Source organism: Thalassospira profundimaris, from assembly GCF_003326795.1.
Classification (GTDB): domain Bacteria; phylum Pseudomonadota; class Alphaproteobacteria; order Rhodospirillales; family Thalassospiraceae; genus Thalassospira; species Thalassospira profundimaris_C.
Genome location: NZ_JPWI01000002.1, coordinates 18,283 through 38,027, shown reverse-complemented (window position 1 = coordinate 38,027; position 19,745 = coordinate 18,283). Strand labels below are relative to the sequence as shown.

General features: G+C 50.9%; 18 protein-coding genes. 14 read left to right on the top strand and 4 right to left on the bottom strand.

Annotated elements, in window-relative coordinates; all coding sequences use genetic code 11:
* The first annotated feature begins 15 nt into the window (after positions 1-15).
* Genes TH30_RS04525 through TH30_RS04500 form a run of 6 tightly spaced genes read left to right on the top strand, consistent with a single transcriptional unit; the run spans position 16 to position 3,484 of the window.
* Positions 16-327 (top strand): hypothetical protein, encoded by a 312-nt coding sequence (locus TH30_RS04525; RefSeq protein ID WP_063089305.1) that lies wholly within the window; start codon positions 16-18, stop codon positions 325-327.
* Positions 324-1,034, top strand: coding sequence for a hypothetical protein (locus tag TH30_RS21955; protein WP_063089306.1), 711 nt, complete (start codon positions 324-326; stop codon positions 1,032-1,034). The genes TH30_RS04525 and TH30_RS21955 overlap by 4 nt, the downstream gene beginning before the upstream one ends.
* Entirely contained in the window at positions 1,031-1,423 is a 393-nt protein-coding gene (locus TH30_RS04510) for a hypothetical protein (protein ID WP_063089307.1), read from the top strand. Before TH30_RS21955 ends, TH30_RS04510 begins: the two co-directional genes overlap by 4 nt.
* Positions 1,420-1,593, top strand: coding sequence for a hypothetical protein (locus tag TH30_RS22065; RefSeq protein ID WP_168173425.1), 174 nt, complete (start codon positions 1,420-1,422; stop codon positions 1,591-1,593). The genes TH30_RS04510 and TH30_RS22065 overlap by 4 nt, the downstream gene beginning before the upstream one ends.
* Complete coding sequence (locus TH30_RS04505) at positions 1,581-2,375, top strand: VirB8 family type IV secretion system protein (protein ID WP_063089308.1); 795 nt, start codon at positions 1,581-1,583, stop codon at positions 2,373-2,375. Before TH30_RS22065 ends, TH30_RS04505 begins: the two co-directional genes overlap by 13 nt.
* Positions 2,372-3,484 carry a TrbG/VirB9 family P-type conjugative transfer protein gene (locus TH30_RS04500; RefSeq protein WP_232308418.1) on the top strand — a complete coding sequence of 371 codons (1,113 nt, stop codon included), beginning with the start codon at positions 2,372-2,374 and terminating at the stop codon, positions 3,482-3,484. The genes TH30_RS04505 and TH30_RS04500 overlap by 4 nt, the downstream gene beginning before the upstream one ends.
* An 83-nt stretch (positions 3,485-3,567) precedes the next feature.
* On the opposite strand, the gene TH30_RS22505 is transcribed toward TH30_RS04500, so the two are convergent.
* The gene (locus tag TH30_RS22505) at positions 3,568-3,768 is read right to left on the bottom strand and encodes a hypothetical protein (RefSeq protein WP_232308419.1); all 201 of its coding nucleotides are present in this window, start codon (positions 3,766-3,768) and stop codon (positions 3,568-3,570) included.
* On the opposite strand from TH30_RS22505, the gene TH30_RS04495 reads away from it, so the two are divergent.
* The 8 genes from TH30_RS04495 to traI all read left to right on the top strand — a co-directional run bounded on the left by TH30_RS04495 (position 3,767) and on the right by traI (position 16,400).
* Complete coding sequence (locus TH30_RS04495) at positions 3,767-4,624, top strand: TraB/TrbI/VirB10 family type IV secretion system protein (protein ID WP_232308420.1); 858 nt, start codon at positions 3,767-3,769, stop codon at positions 4,622-4,624. The two genes, TH30_RS22505 and TH30_RS04495, sit on opposite strands and share 2 nt — an antisense overlap.
* A 3-nt stretch (positions 4,625-4,627) precedes the next feature.
* Positions 4,628-6,862, top strand: a complete 2,235-nt coding sequence (locus tag TH30_RS04490) for a hypothetical protein (protein ID WP_063089310.1) — start codon at positions 4,628-4,630, stop codon at positions 6,860-6,862.
* A complete protein-coding gene (locus TH30_RS04485) occupies positions 6,862-7,881 on the top strand; it encodes an ATPase, T2SS/T4P/T4SS family (protein WP_063089311.1) in 1,020 nt (339 codons plus the stop codon). The genes TH30_RS04490 and TH30_RS04485 overlap by 1 nt, the downstream gene beginning before the upstream one ends.
* Positions 7,881-9,770, top strand: coding sequence for a type IV secretory system conjugative DNA transfer family protein (locus tag TH30_RS04480; protein WP_083952850.1), 1,890 nt, complete (start codon positions 7,881-7,883; stop codon positions 9,768-9,770). Before TH30_RS04485 ends, TH30_RS04480 begins: the two co-directional genes overlap by 1 nt.
* On the top strand, positions 9,757-9,996 hold the full coding sequence (locus TH30_RS04475) for a hypothetical protein (protein ID WP_063089312.1): 240 nt from the start codon (positions 9,757-9,759) through the stop codon (positions 9,994-9,996). Before TH30_RS04480 ends, TH30_RS04475 begins: the two co-directional genes overlap by 14 nt.
* Positions 9,989-12,814 (top strand): zincin-like metallopeptidase domain-containing protein, encoded by a 2,826-nt coding sequence (locus tag TH30_RS04470; protein ID WP_168173424.1) that lies wholly within the window; start codon positions 9,989-9,991, stop codon positions 12,812-12,814. Before TH30_RS04475 ends, TH30_RS04470 begins: the two co-directional genes overlap by 8 nt.
* A gap of 68 nt (positions 12,815-12,882) precedes the next feature.
* Positions 12,883-13,242 carry a hypothetical protein gene (locus TH30_RS04465; RefSeq protein WP_063089314.1) on the top strand — a complete coding sequence of 120 codons (360 nt, stop codon included), beginning with the start codon at positions 12,883-12,885 and terminating at the stop codon, positions 13,240-13,242.
* Positions 13,239-16,400, top strand: a complete 3,162-nt coding sequence (gene traI / locus TH30_RS04460) for a TraI/MobA(P) family conjugative relaxase (protein ID WP_114096914.1) — start codon at positions 13,239-13,241, stop codon at positions 16,398-16,400. The genes TH30_RS04465 and traI overlap by 4 nt, the downstream gene beginning before the upstream one ends.
* A gap of 23 nt (positions 16,401-16,423) precedes the next feature.
* Here the strand turns inward: traI and TH30_RS04455 are convergent, their stop codons facing one another.
* The 3 genes from TH30_RS04455 to TH30_RS04445 form a co-directional block, all read right to left on the bottom strand.
* Positions 16,424-16,978, bottom strand: coding sequence for a hypothetical protein (locus TH30_RS04455; RefSeq protein WP_063089316.1), 555 nt, complete (start codon positions 16,976-16,978; stop codon positions 16,424-16,426).
* 166 nt (positions 16,979-17,144) lie between these two features.
* Positions 17,145-18,230 (bottom strand): phosphoribosyltransferase, encoded by a 1,086-nt coding sequence (locus TH30_RS04450; RefSeq protein ID WP_063089317.1) that lies wholly within the window; start codon positions 18,228-18,230, stop codon positions 17,145-17,147.
* Positions 18,231-18,270: 40 nt separating this feature from the next.
* Positions 18,271-19,428, bottom strand: coding sequence for a hypothetical protein (locus tag TH30_RS04445; RefSeq protein ID WP_063089318.1), 1,158 nt, complete (start codon positions 19,426-19,428; stop codon positions 18,271-18,273).
* Between the last annotated feature and the right edge of the window lie 317 nt (positions 19,429-19,745).

The window sequence follows — 19,745 nt, the reverse complement described above, 5'->3', positions numbered from 1 at the left end:
GATTAGGTGAGGATAATGAAAATCCTGATTGAAATTTACAGCCTGCTGTTTCCGGTCGCCGGTTTTATCGCCACGATGATCAGGCAAGCAAGTCTTCTAACCATTTCTGCACTCGTCTTGGCGCTTGTTTTCGAACCGGACAATCTGGTGATGATTATTCGTGCGTTTCTCTCACTGGAAATTCGGGATCAAGCCCAGATTTTGCGGCAAGTCACGCTCATGGTCTTGGGTGTTTCATTCATCGTCCAGCTCGCGCTTGACCTCGCAAGTCTCAAATCAAGCCGTGAAACCAGCAGCTCTGTTGACGGTGAGAAAGGTGCATCATGACCGGCCCCGGCAAGCTCTCATCCGATGGACAGCATGATAGCTCCCACCATCCAGAAAATAATCGGGATGAACAACGGAAGTGCGACAGCGGAAAGTGTGAGTACGGCAGTTTTCCGCATGGATTGCTTAAGCGGGACATTGTTCAGAAAACCCCAAACAACCAGGACCAGTCCAACAATCAGAAAAGTGAGGATACCGCTGAGCGCAGCCGGTTCACCACATTCCTGTACCATATGGGCAAAGAAGTCGGGATCAGGGGCAAAGTCATTAGGGGAAAGTGCTCCTTGCAGGAATTCCGTGCCGACAAGGGTGTGATGATCAAGACAGGTTGCAATGCTCACCCTGATTTCCTTCCGTCCTTTATGGTGTCACTTGCAAGCTTTTCCCTCTGTGCTGCTATCACAGAAGGTGCAGGTGGTGTGTATTACATCTTCTACGCCACGCTGGCCTTTTTTTCGAGCTTGGTCTGCATCCTGTTTTACAGGATGTTTTCAGGGCGGCCGGTCTTCAATCTGATTGAAAAATGCCTGCCAATGCGCGGCATATGCCTTGTGTTTCTCATGGCATTCGCAGTCCTTCCCGACAAAGAACCCTACTGGGGGATCCTTTCAGTCGCGATCCTGCCCTGCGCTGCGATCAGCGCCTTCCGGGACGTTTCCATTCTTTCCATGAAGCTTGTCTCCCTCCGCAAGAAAGGTTCGTCATGAACAATTTTGATAAGAAAGCGCAGCTCAAAAATGTGCGTCATTACATCCTTCCGGAAATCGCAAATTGGCTTGGTTTTGTTTTGAGGATGGGTGCCTCCTTTCTGGCATGCGTCTCTGGCTACATCGGTGGCAGTTTTCTGCTTCTGATCTGTTTCGTTCCGAATGAAGCTATCTATGCATTTGAGATTTTGGCAACGACCACGCCAGAGACCTTGCAGAGTGGAGCTCTCGAATTGGCTCCCATTCTGACCGGCTTGTGGTTCATGCATATGGGCTTATTTGCTGCCATCTCCGGCAAATTCCCGTTTTCAGCTAAAGCTTCGAAGCACCCTGAAAAGATAGGCGCAGCACGATCTGCCTTCCCCTCTATCGAAGGAGAAAGCAAGTGAAACATCTGATCATTGTTATCTCCACTGTCGTTCTTCTTACCGGTTGTGCGGTCACCAAAAAAGATGTGGAATTGCCCAAAGAGGGCACAGGCACAGACGAAATGAAAAAGAGCCCGTGTGCCTGTCAACCGATTGAATTCAACAGCGGAGGCTTTGAATGGGTCGGTTGAAAACATTCCTTGAAAACCGTCGCTTTCGCCGCGCTGCCAAACTCGCGAAGAAGAACCGTGTCAAGGCAGAACGCGAGGACAAACGAGCTGCAGCTGCAGCACTCGCCCCTACCGGTCGGCACGCTGCAGTTGCCACGGCAGATCCGTTTGCCTTCGAGGCGTCTCATAAACGGCTTGCATGGATGTTCCGCCTTTCGGCCGGCGGAAACATCGCGCAACTATTCGCCATTGTTGTGCTGGTCAATGTGATCGCCGGCATGGTGCCCTTGAAAGAGAAAATTCCCCTTCTGATCCGACCGGTAACAGACGATCAGCTGCGCTTTCGCATTGAGCCTGCAACAGAGGATGTCAAGGGCTTTGATGTCGAACTTGAAGGCACCGCAAGACGCTATGTCAAAATGCTTCTTGAGATCGATGCGGTTTCACAAGAGGCCCGCCAACGCGAAGTCTCGAAGATGAGCGAAAGAAAGCTCTGGAACACGTTTCATTCCGAGTGGATTGAAAGCGGAAAGATCAGCGATGCGATTAAAGAGGGTCGTGATCGCGAAATCAAAATCGAAAGCGCAAACCGCATTTATAGCAGCGACAACAAATACCGGTTCGCTGTCGATTTCACGCGCATTGACAAGATCAAAGGAAAGCTTGTCGGAGATCCTGTCAAATTGCGTGCCTACCTGTCGATGGTCTCGGTTCCGACCGTCGTTTCCCTTGAAGACAAATACACCAATCCGTTCGGCATCGTCGTGACGGACCTGTCTCTGCGTTCCCGAGGTGGATCATGATCATCCCTAAAATCCTTCGCATATTTATTCATCTTGTTGCGGTCCTGTGCCTTATCGGATTTATCGTGCTGATGGGACTTGACGCGATGGCACAAACCCCAGCACGGCCTCCAATGCCAGGGCAAAGTGCGCCATTCGTCGGCTCGCAGGGTTCCCCCACCACGCCGAACGCCGCACCCCAAGCGGCGATGCCGGTTCCTGACAGTATCGTCGAACAGGCAAAACAACAGGCAGAAGGCGAGTTTGGCGTTCTTGAACGTCCTCGCACGTCTGGACAGATTCAAGAGGTGTGGGACTACGCCACAAAAGACGATGGCGTTTATATCACCGATCTTTGCAAGGACTGCACCTACCGTATCCGGACCCGCGAGTATGCCATCACAGTCATTGAACTTCCGCAAGGCGAAGTCATCAGCAGAATTGACATTGGCGATCTAGACAATTGGACAGTCCAGGAACGAGGGGAACGGCGTATTGCTGTTCGCCCAAAAGGATATGGATATGACACCAGCATGGCTGTCTATGGCGCGTCTGGCCACGTGTATCCGATCTATCTACGGGCAGAAGGTGTTAATTCGACAAATATCCCCGACTTAATGGTGCGGATCGCTGGCGTCGTCCAGATAGATCGGAATATTGCGGTTCCGGACGTCGGGAAAACGTCATCTGAAACGACTGTTACCTCTCCGACCGATGAATCCACCAAGACATCTGCCAAGCTTCCGAAACTGGCAGTGTCGGGAAATGACAACGTTTCCGATGCTGTGACAGGTCTTACGGAAACCGCTCCTGGAACAGCTGATGATGATTTCGTGGCAGAAGCCAAATTTGATCCCAACTCACTGCGCGGTTGGGGAAAATACAAGTTGTGGGGTGATGAGGAACTGGAACCCGAAACCGTCTTCAGGGATGACGAATTCACTTACATTCGCTTTGGCGACAAGTGGAAGGATGTGGAACTTCCCACGGCTTATGTCGTCGTCGATGAATTTGACGAACTGGTTAATACCAGAGTGCAAGGACAGACGTTCATCGTCGAAAGCACTCAGAAGCTGATCACGCTCAAGAGCGGTTTCAAGTTCATGTGTATTGAGTACACAGGGGCATAGCAAATGAACGGCTTTTGCGATATCGCCCTGGTACTGGGGATGACTTTCAGCGGGATGTGCAGTGACGCTGGACAAGGGGCACATCAGCCAACCTTGCCCGAAGATGATCGATCTGTCTGGGAGTTGCCAGCTGCACCGCCACCACCCCCGCCAGCTCCGCCCCCGGCCGCGCCGAATTTCCCGCCAATCATCATCAAACGGGAAGCTCCGCCACCTGCCCCTGCACCGGAACCGGAACCAGAACCAATGCCAGAGCCAGCACTCGAACCGGCGCCACAAGTCATGCCGAAACCAGATCCCTATCGGTTGGCATTGCAAGCAGCCTGGTCACGGGCGCAACAAAGCACTGCGCGGAACGTTGCGCTTGCTGCCTACAGCAACCCTACCGTTCCGATGGGACCAGATGAACCGCCATTGATCGGTACCGATCTACCCAAAATCGGTCGCAGAATTTCGCCCGATCCGCTGGACCTGAAGCAGATCGGTAAAGAGCCAGAAGACTATTCCGGCCCGAGAAAGGTTTCATCTCTGCCCGTCGATAACTCACGCAAGATCGCGCAAGACAGATACATCTCGGTCCAGCTTGAAACCGGGATAAACACGCAGGTCGGCGCAGATGAGCCAGGATCCGTCATTCTGCAAACCACTCGTGATGTCTATGGCTACCATGGACGGTTGGTGTTGGTGCCGAAAGGCTCCCGCCTTGTATGCACCTTCATGGCCCCAAGTGACATGGGGAGCAGCCAGATCGGGATCAATTGTGAGCGCATTCTCATGGCTGGTCATCGAGCTGAAATTGTCGATATCGGATCAAATGTGACCAATCAGCAGGGTTGGCTCGGTGTTTCTGGCGAAGTCGATAACCGGTTCTGGCAGCGATATGGAAATGCCTTCTTGCTGACCGGCATTTCCACAGCCGTTCGATATGCCGCAGCCAGCACAAAAAGCGAAAACGATGATGGCGAGGTCGCAACGGCCGCTGCCGAGAAAGCATCAGAAGAACTTTCCAACAAGTTCGGCGAGATAACGGCTGACATGCTTGAGAAGACCATCGATCTCAAACCGATCATCCAGATACCACAAGGTACCCGTCTTCAGATCCGTCCTGCAACGGACTGGTATATCAAGGAAATGGAGTAAACCATGAAGAGCAAACTGCTAGCGTTGCTTTTGCTGTTGTCCTGTCTTGACCTGTCGGCATCAGCGCAGGATATCAGCAATGACACAAACACCAATGCGCCTATATCGACTGCCGCTCCCGAAGATACGGCCGACATCGATGCGATGGTCGAAAAGGTAAACATCATCACCCGTGCGAACAGCACAACGGAACTGCCCGAGAACGATCCGATCCCGCTTGATCTCGGACTTGTCGAAGTTCCGGGAGTCTCCACGGATCTGACAAAGGGTGTTACGGCCAAAGCATATGCACGATACGTTTCTGTTGACGGCATGAAGATCGGTCAGCTGGTGCTGTCCAGTGTCGAGAAAGGTGATCGTGTTGAAGCCCTGAACTCCGACAACTTTGTTGCACAGTTCGATCTCAATCAACCGGCTCTGGATCCTTCTTCACCAATTTCGGTTGAAGGTAACAAGGAAGAACTAACTGCAGCTCTCGAACGTCTTGCAGCAGATGAAGAAACATCAGAACAAGTCAAAGAAGAAGAAGTGGCTGATTCCGGTGTTGGCGCAACAGGTGGAGATCCGGGTTCAAACGCAAGCTCCAATCCCGACGCATCAGGCTATAGCACTCCGGCCTCTCTTGACGTAGGTGACGCACCCAAAATTTCGTCAAACATCACTACAGAAGGGTGTGAGATCCGTGTCGATCTAGATCAACTTCAAGCGATTCAACAAACCCGGGTGGTCACAACGACAGACGGCACCCCGGAATATGGCGAATGTGCTGATGGTGCGGAGCGTTTCAAGATTGATATGTCGTTCGCTGTATGCCCCTACGATGAAAATATCGAAACGATGAAGGCAACCGCCCAGTTCATGTATTACTACACGGATGGCGGCGGAAACCGAGAAGAGATTGGCGATTGTCAGCCAGACTCTGAGAAAGTCTATGACATCGTTGAAGACCGTAACGCATGTCGTGTCTATCTCGATTACATCAACCTTCAGGCCATCCCGCAAGGCAAGCTGGTTTACACCAATCATAATGGCAAAGTTGTTCCTGTAGCCGATTGTGCTGCATCAATTGAAATCGATCCGGTGCCGATGATCGAAACCACCGAAGGCTGCGATATTCGCGATGACTTTATCGCCGGAATGTCATTTGGTCGTTCGAAATATATCTACAATCTTGAAGGTCAGGATTGGGATACGTCCTGTCAGGATAACGATGAAGAGTATTCACACACCACGATCTATAAGACAGCCAACGGCGATCAGGTGTGCGAACCGATTATCAACAGGGAGAGCGGGAAAGTTACTCTTCAAAGCCGGGTGATGATTAATGTGAACGGCTTCGAGCTTTATCGCTCGCCATGCACGCCGGACACCTCTGCCAAGGATATCCAGTCAACGACGGCCGGCTGCGAAGATCCATCAAAATGGACCCACAATCTCAGCACCAGTCAAAGTATCGGGCAGGAACGGTTTTATTATCTTCTCGATGGGAAACAGGAACCCGTTACTGAATGCCAGGACAACGGTGTCATTTATTCTCATCAACAGGAGTTGACCGGCTGGCAACCTCACGATGTGCAGCTTTTCGCTTATAGGCTCGTAACGGTCTATATCGAGGGCGTTCCAACCGTTACTGGTCGATACAACGTACTGACATCCCAGGTGCTACCTGGAGACCCCCAAATTCCCTACACATATGTCGGCGTCGGGCCTGCAACAAATGGGGAAACCTTTTATGAGGGATGCACCCGGTTTGACGAACGGGACGAAGTGGAGACCTACAAGCGTCCTGATGGGTCATCGCATAAAGTCATAGTTGGTGATGCGCTACCATTAAATCTTGGCAACAAGTGCATCGCGAACTTTGACTGGGCCACCCCGACCAACTCGAGCTGGACAGCCCCCCAAAACCATACTGGGGGTCCTTGCGGTAATGGCTCTGGAACCACCACAGTCAAAGTGGGCGGATCCGACGGCTACTACGAGAACCGAACGGTCTACAACTCCAACCATTGCAACTATACCTCGTCAGTAGGAACAAGAACGACTGTGCGCGAAGACGGGGAACTCATAGGAGAACCGCAAAGTAATACCTGCACAACACTCGCGGCACAAAGCTCAGTCCACCAAAAACAATCAGGCTGGGAATATTGGACCCAATACGAACCAAATAAATACAATTACCCCACACATTCCGACAGCGTGAAGAGCGGTTGCATGGGCAACTGGGGGTGGTGGTGATGAACGCCATAACCCCACCAATTAACCCTGTTTACAGGCAGATTGTCCTACCTCTTGCCCAATATTATGACGATCCAAACACTGTGGAGGTCCGGCTGAACAAGCCGGGCCAGATCATCGTGGATCGCCGAGGAGAAGGCAAACAGCTCATCGTTGATGAGAACCTTACACAGGCAGCTATTGAGCAGCTTTGCAAAAGCCTGTCGAATGTCCGTGGTCTTAATTTCGATCCGGACAACAATCCAATCCTCTCAACGGCATTGGATGAAGGGCATCGCTTTGAATGTCTGGTCGGACCATCCGTCCGGTCGGGTCTGAGTCTTGCAATTCGCTGCAAGCATCCTTTCGTTCCGACATGGGATCAGCTCATCAAGGCAACTCGAAAAGGCAATCGGGATGCACTGGATGAAGCTCTTGAGCGCCGAAAAATCCGGTGCGAAACCGAAATCCGCGATGTTCTGATTGAGGCGATGGTAAATGGCTGGAACATCATCATCTCGGGCGGCACCAATACCGGTAAAACGACCCTCCTAAATCTACTGCTTGCTTCTCTTGATGACGATATCCGTGTGATCGGTGCGGAAGACACGATGGAGTTGGCGCTTGAACGGTTCTGGGACGGCAACGGATTGCTCGCAGCCCGTGAGAGTGCAGCAGGAACCGGCATGGTGGATTGGCGTGTTCTGTTCGATCACACCAACCGCATCACTCCGGACAGAGTTTTGTTTGGTGAAATCAGCACCAGAAATGCCTTTGCCGCTCTGGGCACGCTCAATGCCGGCGTAGAAGGTGTGACCTTCACGATCCACTCTGAAAACCCGAGACACGCCATCCATCGCAAGTTCGATCAGAATATTGCCTGGGCGGGGATGAAAATGGACAGGGTTCCAGAATTTTTGACCGAACTCGTTGATGTTGTCGTTCAAATCAAGCGGGACCGTGACGGTTTCCGACGGATCACAGATATCTGGCAGCCCAAGAACGACAATTTCATCCTCAAAGACGGGAGGGCAGCGTGATGAGCCAGCGTTTCGGTCACTTTCTTCTTGTCGTCATTTTGCTAGGGACCATTGCTGGCATCCTGCTTGAATGGCATCTGTCGGTCGGCTTCGATCCCAGAAACCCGGATTGGTGGAAATGGCTGGGTGCGACTTTGGTTCACCCGGCCGGCCTTCCTAAGGAAATGCTTTTTCCAGCCTTTGGGATCATCCTTGGCGGTATCGCGCTTATGGGCGTTGTTGGTTTTGTTATGAACCGCGCTCGCAACGATACGATGGCTGGGGGGCGTAGCAGCAAAGATATCCATGGCTCAGCTCGCTGGGCAACCATCAAGGATATCCGGAAAGCACGTCTTTTTCGCAAAAACGGTGTGGTCATTGGCAGTGTCAAAACCGGACTTGGGAAAGTTCGGGAACTCCGGCATAACGGGCCTGAACATGTGCTGGCATTTGCTCCAACTCGTACAGGTAAAGGTGTCAGTATCATTCTTCCAACACTTTTGAGTTGGACGGAAAGTGTTCTCATCCTTGATATCAAAGGTGAGAACTTTGCCAAAACAGCGGGTTGGCGAGCAAGCCTCGGACATCGTGTATGTCGTTTTGATCCCACCAATCCCGAGCCAAGCGAGACAATCCGTTTTAACCCGCTTGCCGAAGTCCGCATTACATCGCGGCGGGATATTGCCGACTGCCAGAATATCGCAAACATGGTCATTGATCCGGATGGCAAGGGAATTGCTGGCAATTACTGGCGTGAAGAAGGTTGGGGATGGTTATCAGTTGTCCTTTTGCATGTGCTTTACAAGGTCATGAAAGAGGAAAATCGCATCGCCTGCTTTGATGATGTGAATATCTTTCTTTCCGGCATATCGACAGTGAAGCCGCCCGCAGAAGCCTTGGAAGCTGCAAGGGAAGGAGCATCCAGGGAAGTTTCAGATGATCAGATGTCAGCACAAGACAACTTTGTAAAGATCCTCGAAGCGATGGCCGAATATGACCATGGTTATGCACATGTAAATAAAGAGGTGCGTCGTGGAGCGAACAGTCTTGCCATTAAAGCTCCACAAGAAAGATCTGGCGTACATTCGAACGCGAAAACCCAGCTAACACTCTACGCTGACCCGATCATTGCTGAAAACACCGCTGTCAGTGATTTCCGGCTTGATGATCTGATGAACGGTAAAACACCAATGTCGCTTTATCTGGCCTTCTCGCCGGCGGACAAAGACCGCCTGGTGCCATTGATCCGAATTATGATGAACTTGTTCTTGCGCCGCCTCACCGAGAAAATGGAGTTCGAAGACGGCAAGACGAAGCGTGGTTACAAGCATCGCCTCCTGCTCATGCTTGATGAGTTTCCGGCAATTGGCAAATTAGAGATATTTGAAGACGCTCTCGCCTTCATGGCCGGCTACGGCATCAAAGCCTACATCATTATCCAGAACATCGAACAGCTCTGGAAAAAGTATGGCAAAGATGAATCGATCTTTGCGAACTGCCATGTTCGAAGCGCGTTCACTCCGAATCAATTTAGCACTGCCGAGCTCCTGTCCAAATTGGCCGGCAAGCAGACGATTGTTCAACGAAAACAATCACAGTCAGGGAAAGCCGGCTCAATTACCGGTTCAAATTCGGCAAACATTCAAGAAACTTCACGGGACTTGCTGACGCCTGACGAAATCATGCGCTTGCCTATGCTCGATGTCGATGAAGACGGGAATAGACCACCCGTGCCGGGTGACAGCTTGATTTTCGTGGCTGGTCGCCCCCCGATTTATGGGCGTCAGCGTCTTTATTTCCTCGACAAGAAACTGTCCGAAAGATCGAAACTCGCACCTCCACGGATGAAACAATCGGGTGTCGCCAATCTAACGACCGTAACTATGGAGAAACAGCATGACGCAGCCTGAAAACATCAAGGGCGCAAACGCCCGGTTAAATGAAACAGAGTATCTCAAGCTCGCTTCCTCCGTTGTTGTGGCTGCGAGTGTCGGCGGGCCAGTTCCAGTTGATCCGGATGTTGCAGACGCGATGGGAGCCTTTGACGAAGAGGCGTTGTCTCTTGATGACGCCTTGGACAGTCACCTCGATGGCGAAGATCCAACCGCATTCGAGGAGATTCTGGGCAATGGCTAAAATGAATTTCCGCGAGAACGTTGTTAAAACGCTGCTTGATCAAATGGAGGCTGGCACCGCCCCCTGGCAAAAACCTTGGGAACCCGGCCGCTTCCGTCAACCATCGTTCAACCCTGCAACTGGAAAAGCCTATCGCGGCTTGAACCAGGTGTGGCTCGAAGCACAAGGCTATGCAGATCCGCGCTGGGTAACTTACCGCCAAGCCCAGTCGAACGGATATCAGGTCCGAAAAGGCGAAAAAGGAACACAAATCGAATATTGGCAATGGTCTGAGCGCAGCCCAATGCGAAATGAGCAAGGGCAACCAATGCTCGATGCAAACGGCAAACAACGGTATCTGGAAACCCGGCTGGATCGCCCAAAGGTATTTCACGCTGTCGTCTTCAATGGCTCTCAGATTGACGGTCTTGAGGCGTATGTCGGCCGCGAACCAGAGTTTAACCCGGTTGAACGCGCTGAACAGGTGCTTTCAGGGTTGAATGTCCCGATCCATCATGATCAGCGAGACCGTGCCTTTTACCATCCACTCAGCGATGAAATCCATATGCCCCCGAAAGGCTGGTTCAAAGGACAATACGAATATTATGCAACGGCCTTGCATGAAGGTGGCCATGCCACTGGCCACCCTTCCCGTCTTGCCCGAGACGGTGGACCATTCGGGTCTGAGGATTACGCTCGCGAAGAGCTGCGAGCCGAAATCGCAAGCTACATGATGACGACTGAGCTCGGCCTCGGTCACTATCCGGAACGTCATGCGCCCTATCTAAAGAGCTGGATGGCTGCGATCCGTGAGGATCGCAATGCTTTGTTCCAGGCAACGCGAGACGCAGAAGTCATTCGAACGTGGGTTATGGAGCCTGAAAAGCGCTTGGAACTTGCCCAGGGCAAGGAACAAACAAAGGAAATGTCCCAAGTGCAATCGATGTCGCCAGGAATGTCCGTTGATCAACGGATGGACCAGAGACGACGAGAAGCCATAGACAACATGTTTGAAAAACATCCCGAAGCCCATCCGACCCTGTGGGCTATGCATCTGCAAGATTCTCTGGTTTTGACCGGTTCTCGCGAAGATACACAATTGTTGCCTGTAAACGTGTTGAAAGAACGGTTGTACGCAACAGACCTGTCCACAGACAACCTTGTGCGATTTATGGGGCAGTCCGCCGAAATGGCGAACTGGGCAAATGTCGCCTTAGGAGATTTACCAAATCAGGACGGTGGCACGCCCAGCGCCCTCCACCAACATTACAGCCGGTTGGCGGAGAGGTTTAACAAGGTCGATTGGCTCTCTGATATAGCCGCCTCATCAGAACGCAAAACCATGGGTGCGGCCTATCGAGCCGAGATTTTAGCTGAACTTGAAAAAGAATCCGGCAAATCTGCTGCCCATCAGGAGTTTCTGTCAGCCATGTGGGATCTGGACGGCCCCAAAGAGACAAGCCGTATCGAGAAGCCTTCCTGGTATATCGAAGCGGAGGAACGCAAGACCGGCTTTCTGATGCGCTTGTCTCTGCCGATAGCGACAGAAAATACCAAGATCTCTGAACAGTCCATGTCCCCGCAGCAGAATTCGAGCCGGGAGGAATTGCAGATGTCTGAAGCTGACAAAAGCCAAATTTCTAATGATCAAGCATTCGATCATTCAGAAAACAAACGCATTTATCTGAATGTCCCATTCCGGGAAAAGAATGAGGCCAAGGAAGCTGGCGCAAAATGGGATCGTCGGCATAAATCCTGGTATGTCAATGATGGCGAGGATTTGAAGGCCTTTACCAAATGGCAGCAAAAGATCGAGGTCAACGAACAGGAAATCGATCCGATGCAGGAGTTTGCAGCTGCCTGCAGGTCAGAAGGTTTGTTGATCGACGAACCTGTCATGGATGGTAAATGGCATCGTGTTGCCGTCATCGGAGATGCAAAAGGCAAAACCAGCGGCTCTTATCGCGGTTTCATTGAAGGGATACCAGCTGGCCAAATCATGAACTTCAAAAAGGCGTCGGAACCCGTCAAATGGGTCTCAACCGGTTCCAAGGTTGATCCTGCAGATCTCGAACGCCTCAAGGCGCAGGCTGCGGCCCGGAAAGCAGAGCAACAGCAGGAACTGCAGTTCCAGTACAAGCAGGTGGCCAAACGCGCGTATGGCATCTTTGCAAATGCGATTGATGCCTCAAATGACCACGGATATCTGAAGAAAAAGCAGGTAACTGGTGAAACGCTTCGTGTGGATCGATCTGGAAACCTTCTTGTGCCGATGAGCAATGAAAAAGGCTTCATCGAGAACGTCCAGAACATCTCTTCCGATGGTACAAAAATTTATCTGAAGGACGGACGAAAACGCGGCCTGATGCATGTCATTCCTGGCAAAAAGAATAGCCCGCTTATCATTGCCGAAGGCTATGCGACGGCAAAAAGCCTCAACATGGCCACCGGCTTTAGTACCGTAGTAGCCTTCGATGGTGGAAACCTCCCGGTTATCGCGGAAGCCATGCGGCAACAGAACCCCGACCGGCAGATCCTCATCGCCGCTGATGATGATCACAAGCTAGTTGAAAAACTGGGTTTCAACCCGGGCCTGAAAGCAGCAGAACGGGCTGCAGATAGGTCACAGGCCCAGATCCTCAAACCCATCTTTACGAATGAGGAAAAGCTGCAAGGTCTATCTGATCACAATGATCTGCATGTTGCGCGAGGCTTTGATGTGTTCCGGCGCGAGATCCGCGAACAACTTTCGGAACTGGGTATTTCGACCAGCCGTGGCAGATCAACGCAGATCTTGTCCAAGAAACAAAAGACCCAATCAAGCCAGATGTCGGTTTGATTTCTTAAACGTGCCGACGGTCCCCGGATCGTCGGCACCCTCTCATCGATTTGCGACAGGATTGGGCATTGGCAACAAACAAGAGAAGACTTCTGGTCACACTTCCAGACGAAGAAAGCAAGTATCTTGATGATCTGTCTTCGCAATTGCGTCTTTCCAGATCAGAAGTTCTGCGACGTTTGCTTATGAACTCGCCGTTCCCGAATGCTCGTGATTTTGAAGCAGCCCAAGCGGTCCTTGATTTACTGCAAGTCAATGCAGATCTCGCTAGGCTCGGAAACCTTCTGAAACTCGCGCTTGATGAGCCACTGAGCGCCGATCTCTTACGTAAATTCGATGAATTGACGGTCTCCATCAGTTCCACCCGTGATGAACTGAAAGATGTCGTACGAAAGATTGATCGAACTATCGGCCGCGGTGCGAAATGATCGCCAAGAAAATCCCTAAACGACCGGATATACCTGACAATTACAAAGAACTTGCAGAATACATTGCAGCGGCTAAGGAGCCGGGTGAAAAGCTGGATAAATTCTGGATCGAAAACTGTGGTGCCGGCGAAACACTCGATGATCTCGAACTGGCCTTGCGAGAGGTCTACGCTGTCCGTCTGATGAAACCCGAGGTCACAGACAAATCATATCACATGGTAGTGTCATTCCGGCCGGGTGAGAAAGATCGACTTGCAGAACAAGATTTGAAGGATATCGCTTCAGCTTATGCGGAAGGCCTCGGCTTTGCCGAACATCAATATGTGGCTGGTACGCATATTAATACTGACAATTTTCATATGCATATCGCCTTTAACAAGATTCATCCCCGAACGCTTCAAGTCGTCAATCCTTTTCGGGATTTCAAACTGCTTGATCGCGTCTCGCGAAAACTTGAAAAACAATTCGGCCTGTTTATCGACCGGGGCATGGCACAGCGAGAAAAGCACGGGCCTAAATTGTCGCCTTCAGCTCGTGATTATGAGGCGCAAACCTGGCAAGAAAGTTTCCAGAATCACGTTCTTCAACATCGCAAAGATCTGCTCGAAAAAATCAATGGGGCGGAGGCATGGCAGGATGTGCACAAAATTCTTGACGAACATGACATCGAGCTTAAAAAACGCGGCAACGGTTTTGTTCTGGTCGGCCCTGACGGTCAGGGCATGAAGGCCTCAGCACTTGATCGTAACATGAGCAAATCCGCCCTTGAAAAGAAGCTCGGCGATTTTGTGCCACCGATTAGAGAAACAGTCGACAAACCCTCCCTTCCGAAGCCAACTAAACGACGCTACAAGCGTCGGCCAACAATGCGTCATCCACGCATGTCCCCACTTTGGCGTCGGTATCTGAACAGTCAGAAACCCGTGCATCGACGCAGCTCACTCCTGTCACGCACGATTTCAAACTGGAAACTGTTTCTGCTCAGTGAGGCGTATCGAGATCCTTTGGCCATGGTGTTTCTACTCGCCCAACAGGAATTCTTTCACTTGGTGTTTGGTGATGATCGTCCCACACCTGTATCCAAACTTACCGCTCCTGCACTTGCCGCCTGGCGTGAAGCCGGAAAGTGGGCGGACGCCAAAACACTAAACTGGCTCGCAGATACTCGTTCCACTGGACGCGGTTGCCGACTGGATGATGCCGGCAATCTTCTTGTGCCCTTTAAAGACGAGAACGGCTTTATGCAGGCTGTCCGCATATATGCGCCTGACCAAAAATCGATGTCAATCGGCAATACCAGTGCAAAAGGCTTGGTTCATGTCATCGATTCAAGAAAACAGATCAGTTCCGGGCCGGTGATCTTCACAACCGACTATGCCGAAGGGGTTAAGATTCATGATGCAACCCGCCGTCCAGTCGTAATTATCGCAGATCCACGTGAACTGCAGCTGGTAATCAACCGCTATCGGAAAACCAATCCTATGATTAAACCGGTTGTCTCAGGAACGGTCGATGCCAAGTTACCTGGTATCGGGTATGTTCAAATGCCGAACCAAGACGATCTTACCGAGATCCGACGCGCATTTTCCCGTGCGACAGGGGACGAGGTGTTTCTCGTCTGGGATGCCTGCCAGGAATGGGCAACCCCCGGCAACTCATCGTGGCTCAGATCCGCCGGCATTCGCGGCTATGGCGTAAAACTAACAGCAGATGGTAAGATCGCCGTTCCTCTCAAAGATCGTTCAGGCCGCTTGGAAAATCTCATTGTGATCGATCAAAAAGGGAACCAGAGAACCGTCAACGATCCGGTTGACGATATGCCCCTCTCCCATGTGATTGATCCCGCATGGCGGAACGAAAAAGATACCATCATCGTTGCGCGTGATTATGCCGATGCAGCAGCCATCCATCGGGCAACAAGGTGTCCCGTTGTTGTTCCAGAAACTCCGGACGACTGGCAGGCCACCCTTGAACAAACCCGCCTGCGATACAGTGACGCAACGATCATACTTGCTCTGGATAAACAGGAAGGTCCGTGGGAAAAGATTGCGACCGAAAAACTCTCCGCTCAGATCGTTCGGCCAGCACGCGCTAATACGTTCAAGGAATATGCCTTGCATGAGCCCTCCCGATCAGCTGCCCGTCTGATTGATCTGGGCCATGATCATTTCAATTTCGATCCCGATAAATCGAAATCCGAATTTGTAAAGCTTCAAGAGCAGGATGGCTCGGAACGTTTCGTCTGGGGTGTTGATATCACCAGCGCTGTCTATGAATCTGGTGCAAAAGCGGGCGACTGGATCACACTTGATATTTCGGAAAAGAAGAAAGTTCAGGTCTTGGAAAAACATCGTGATGATCAAGGCGTCCTTCATAGCCGCATGGTCACTACACACCGCAACGTCTGGAAAGCGGAAATCCAGCCTGATCCGGATCGATCTCCATCAATGACTGCGTTGCGCAATGAAATGGCCCTTCCAATTGGCGATGACGGGTGGCTCGCGTGGCAGGAAGCTGTTGCCCCGGACAAAAATGTAATGTCCGCACGGGTCGAAATGGGCTCTGAGAAGGCTTGGGCCGGTTTCCGTGTGGATGGTGCAGGAAATGTCCTTATCCCTCTCAAAGACGCTGGAAATCGCCTCTCTGCCGTCCAACGTGTTAACAATAGCGGATATGTTGAAACGCTGGTCGGTGTGGGCAGCGTTCAAGGGCTACATCACGTTATTGGGGGAGCTTTGTCAAAGGATCCGGACGATCCCATTCTTATGACTGATGACCTGATTAGTGCCATAGAACTCAATCGTCTTACAAAAAAGTCCGTTGTCTGGGCTGTTAAATCGGAAAATCTGGAAATTGTTGGAAAAAACCTGCGCAGACATAATCCAGATCGGAAGATTGTCATCGCTGCAACCGATGCGCATATGGCCATCGAGAACAGGCCGCTCGATCAAGCCAGGAAAGCAGTTATGGTCTCTGGTGCTGATTTGCTTTATCCGCCTCTATCTGATCCAGACAAGAAGCAAAATAAGATGTCATTCGGAGATCTTATTAAATCGGGACAGACCAAGGCTGTCAAAGCCGCCCTTAAGAAAGCGGGCATTGATGTCGAAAACAAGAAAAAAAGGCGGTCAAGAAGTCAGGGACAGGCTATCGATTAAGAAATGGCGATAGCCCATATTCCCTACTGGCCGGCCCTTCCGAAAGTTATCCTCATTCTTTCAGATATCTCTCGAAGGTGCCTTAAGGCTGGCGGGTTCATAATGTCGTTAAGACGACGGATTTGTTCGACCTGTTGACGGAATGCCTTTGCCCCCGAAGCTTCGAAAATTTCATCATGCACTCTGGTAACATTTTTGGCTTGTTCCAAGGCCTGTTGAAGACCGGCAGGCCTTAAGCTGTCGTTGATATGCTTCGCATACGAATGAAGACCTGATATCTGGTCAAGAACATTGACAGGCTCCTGATATCGTACCGGAGTAAGCTCCAGCAAACGTTCCCGAGCGGCTTCCATGCGCTCCGAACAGGTCACGCGCCATTTTCGCTGCAAACGTCGTCTGATGCTGGCTTCCTGCTCTGTCGTAATAGAGCGACCGTACTCAGAACCGATAACTCTATTGATTGCCGAAGTTGCACTTTGGCTAGGATTCTTCACCATTATGTCTGCGACACGCTCCAGACGTGCGGCATCGTCTATTCCAGTACCCTTTGGTCTTCCGCGAGCACGCTTCTTAGTCATTCAGACCTCCTGTATTCAACTGGGGTGGTTCAATTCCCAAAGGCTACCAAGGAGACGGGCCGCAATTCTATCGACAATAATTCCGGATGCAAAATTTCTTGCGACAAAAAATGATCTGGCCACGACAATAAATGCGCCCTGTAGCGACAATAATTCCTGATTGAAGCTAGATGTCCAGCTTTGGCCCCGGATTCTTCTTCACAGGATGCTTGATCGCTTTTTCTTTTGCTGGTGCCGCCTCACGCGCTATCGCTGTCGTTGAGGCGCTCATGATTTTGCGTGCCTCTTCATGGGCGGCTTCGCGGATCTTGCCGGCATAAGCACCAGGGACATCAAGATCACCTGCTTCATGAAGATTTCTTGCTATAGCAAGCTTGCAACGCGCTACGATTATCTCATGCTCTGGTGCAACTATGCTCTCAAGCTTCTCTAATGCCTGATAATAGGGCAGCAATGGCCGGGCAATTTCAGGTGTTACGCGCTCTGTCTGTTCGGGGTCGTGCTGTCTTTCTGCAACGCCCGTTCTTGCATGCGCTTGAGAGAAGATTGCATGTCTTGCTTCAATGATTCGAGCTCGGATGGCGTCAACCGAAGGGGACTTTCGGAGGTGTCCGGCTTCGCCTTGAGTGAGCTGATCGATACCATAACCGAAAGTCTCCTTCCAAAAGTCATCCATGGCAGGGCCATGCTTCTGATTGATTGCCTCCAACATACCGGGTTTAACGGAAATGTTCAATGCACCTGGATGCGCGGTCATCACAGCAGCAGCCATAACATTCCCACCTCTGTTTTCGAGAAATCCACGCAAAGAGGCGATGGTGCCACCCATTGTAAGTGTATCGTCGAAAATCAGATACTGCCCGCCTTGCGTTACAGGGCCGTCGAAGGATGGGTTGAATGCGAGGCGATAATCCGCACCCTCGCCTGTTCTGGCAACACGCTCGGCTTGGTATATTGACACATCGACTTCCAGCCCCAACCTGTTGCCCACCTCAAAAGCCATTGCCAGAGGTATTTTGTTATGTCCGGAAGCTTCTTCGGCGAGTACTGGAACGATACGAGGCCTGTTGTTGCCTATCACGCTTTGTATCTGCTCAAGCGTGCTGTCCCGTACCAGTCTAATGGCCATATCTTGCGCGGCCTCTGTATCCCCACCTTTCGCTAAGGAATATTCAGGTTGCTTCTGCAGCTCCCCCAGCTCTCCATTGCGGATTACTGGCGGGAAGTCTTTCCATGGTGCTCTTTCTGCCAAGCCTGTACCTCAAGCGCTATTTGATCTTGGATAGTTGCATTCATCTACCAACCAAGACTTGTCTACTTTGCCATCGATCATAAATTGGTGTTTCAGGCTTGCGAAGTTGCCATTTCATTTTTTCGGAAGTTTTTACCTTTCGAGCCCCGTGATGCCCGCCGTAAAGACTCCTGATGGTCAAGTTCTTCCACGCCCAATATGCACCCTCATTGTTGAGATATTCTTTGGTCTCGTCTTTATTCAGGAAAATCACTCCCTGCTTTTTCAGCTTGCGGACGATCACCTCCTGGACATCGCTAAGAGTGCCTGCAGGTAATGCAGCTACCCCTTGCAGGTCGGTATTGTTCCCCGGCGTCCAACCCTCTTCATCGCAATAGCTGCTGTCCCAGATATTTACGCGCTTGTTCCAATAACAATCCGTCCAGCTTGGTAAGAAAATTATATCCGTACTCAAACGACAGTTTGATGGGAGCTTTCTTCTTTCGGCTGCTTCAATAGCTTTCTTGTATATATCTGCCTGTTCTTTCGATGACAGAGTTTCAAATCTTTCTTTTGCGCGATTAAGCATTTGAAGACTGGGCCTGTCCTCACTGTTATCGCTGATATCGGTTCGAAGTAAATCTACCAGATCGAGCATGAGCTCCCAATGTGGTGAATTATAACTGAAGCGAGCCTGACGGTTCATCAAACCTCTCGCTATCCACTGGAATTCCTCAACGAACTGAGGTCTCTTCTCGTCCGGATCTATATCCAGCAGCGTGCAGATCCGTCGATAACGCGGATCATCCCAATCATATCGGGTTTCTCTAAGGTCGAGTATGGCGTCCAACAAATCAGAATCACCATAAAGATCCTCATACCTTGGATAGCCGACTGTTTCAGTCAATTCCGGATCAAGCAGCAATATACAGCATCTGTTCCGGAATGGAGCGACGTAGAAATGAAGCACCCGCCCGTTCTTCATTCGGATTTCAGTCGTTGGTCCATATTTGCCCTGGGCAACCCTGAAAACAGTGCTTGAGCGTGGTTCATGTGATGCCATGCGTGGCTCGGCGACCTCTCGCTGTATCAGCATTCGGATTGTTTGGTTTCGCGTCGCAAATAGCCGCGAACTCAATTCATCAAGCTTCGCCACATCGTCGTCATCCAGTTGCAGCGGTATCCTGTTTGTGTTCGTTGGCCCGTGACCGTCAGACATAATCCACCTCCATTATGAGAGTATGATCAGAATAGAGGTGCATATAAATGTCAACCCTTTTAACCGTTGAGTACGACTTGTCGTGCGAATAAGGCAGGATGATCGCGAAGTGATCGTTTGGTGATATCACCAAACCTATCCTGCCCAAGAAACGACAAGGTAAAGTTGTGTCAAAGTTGGATACAGATTGGCAACTCATGTCAATCTCGGACAAACTCCTGTAAAGAGACAGAAATCCTTCAAACTGTTGCAGTCCATCATTTTTTAGGCGAAAAACCTCCGCTTATATATTGCTTGCACACCTGTTTCTGCGCCGT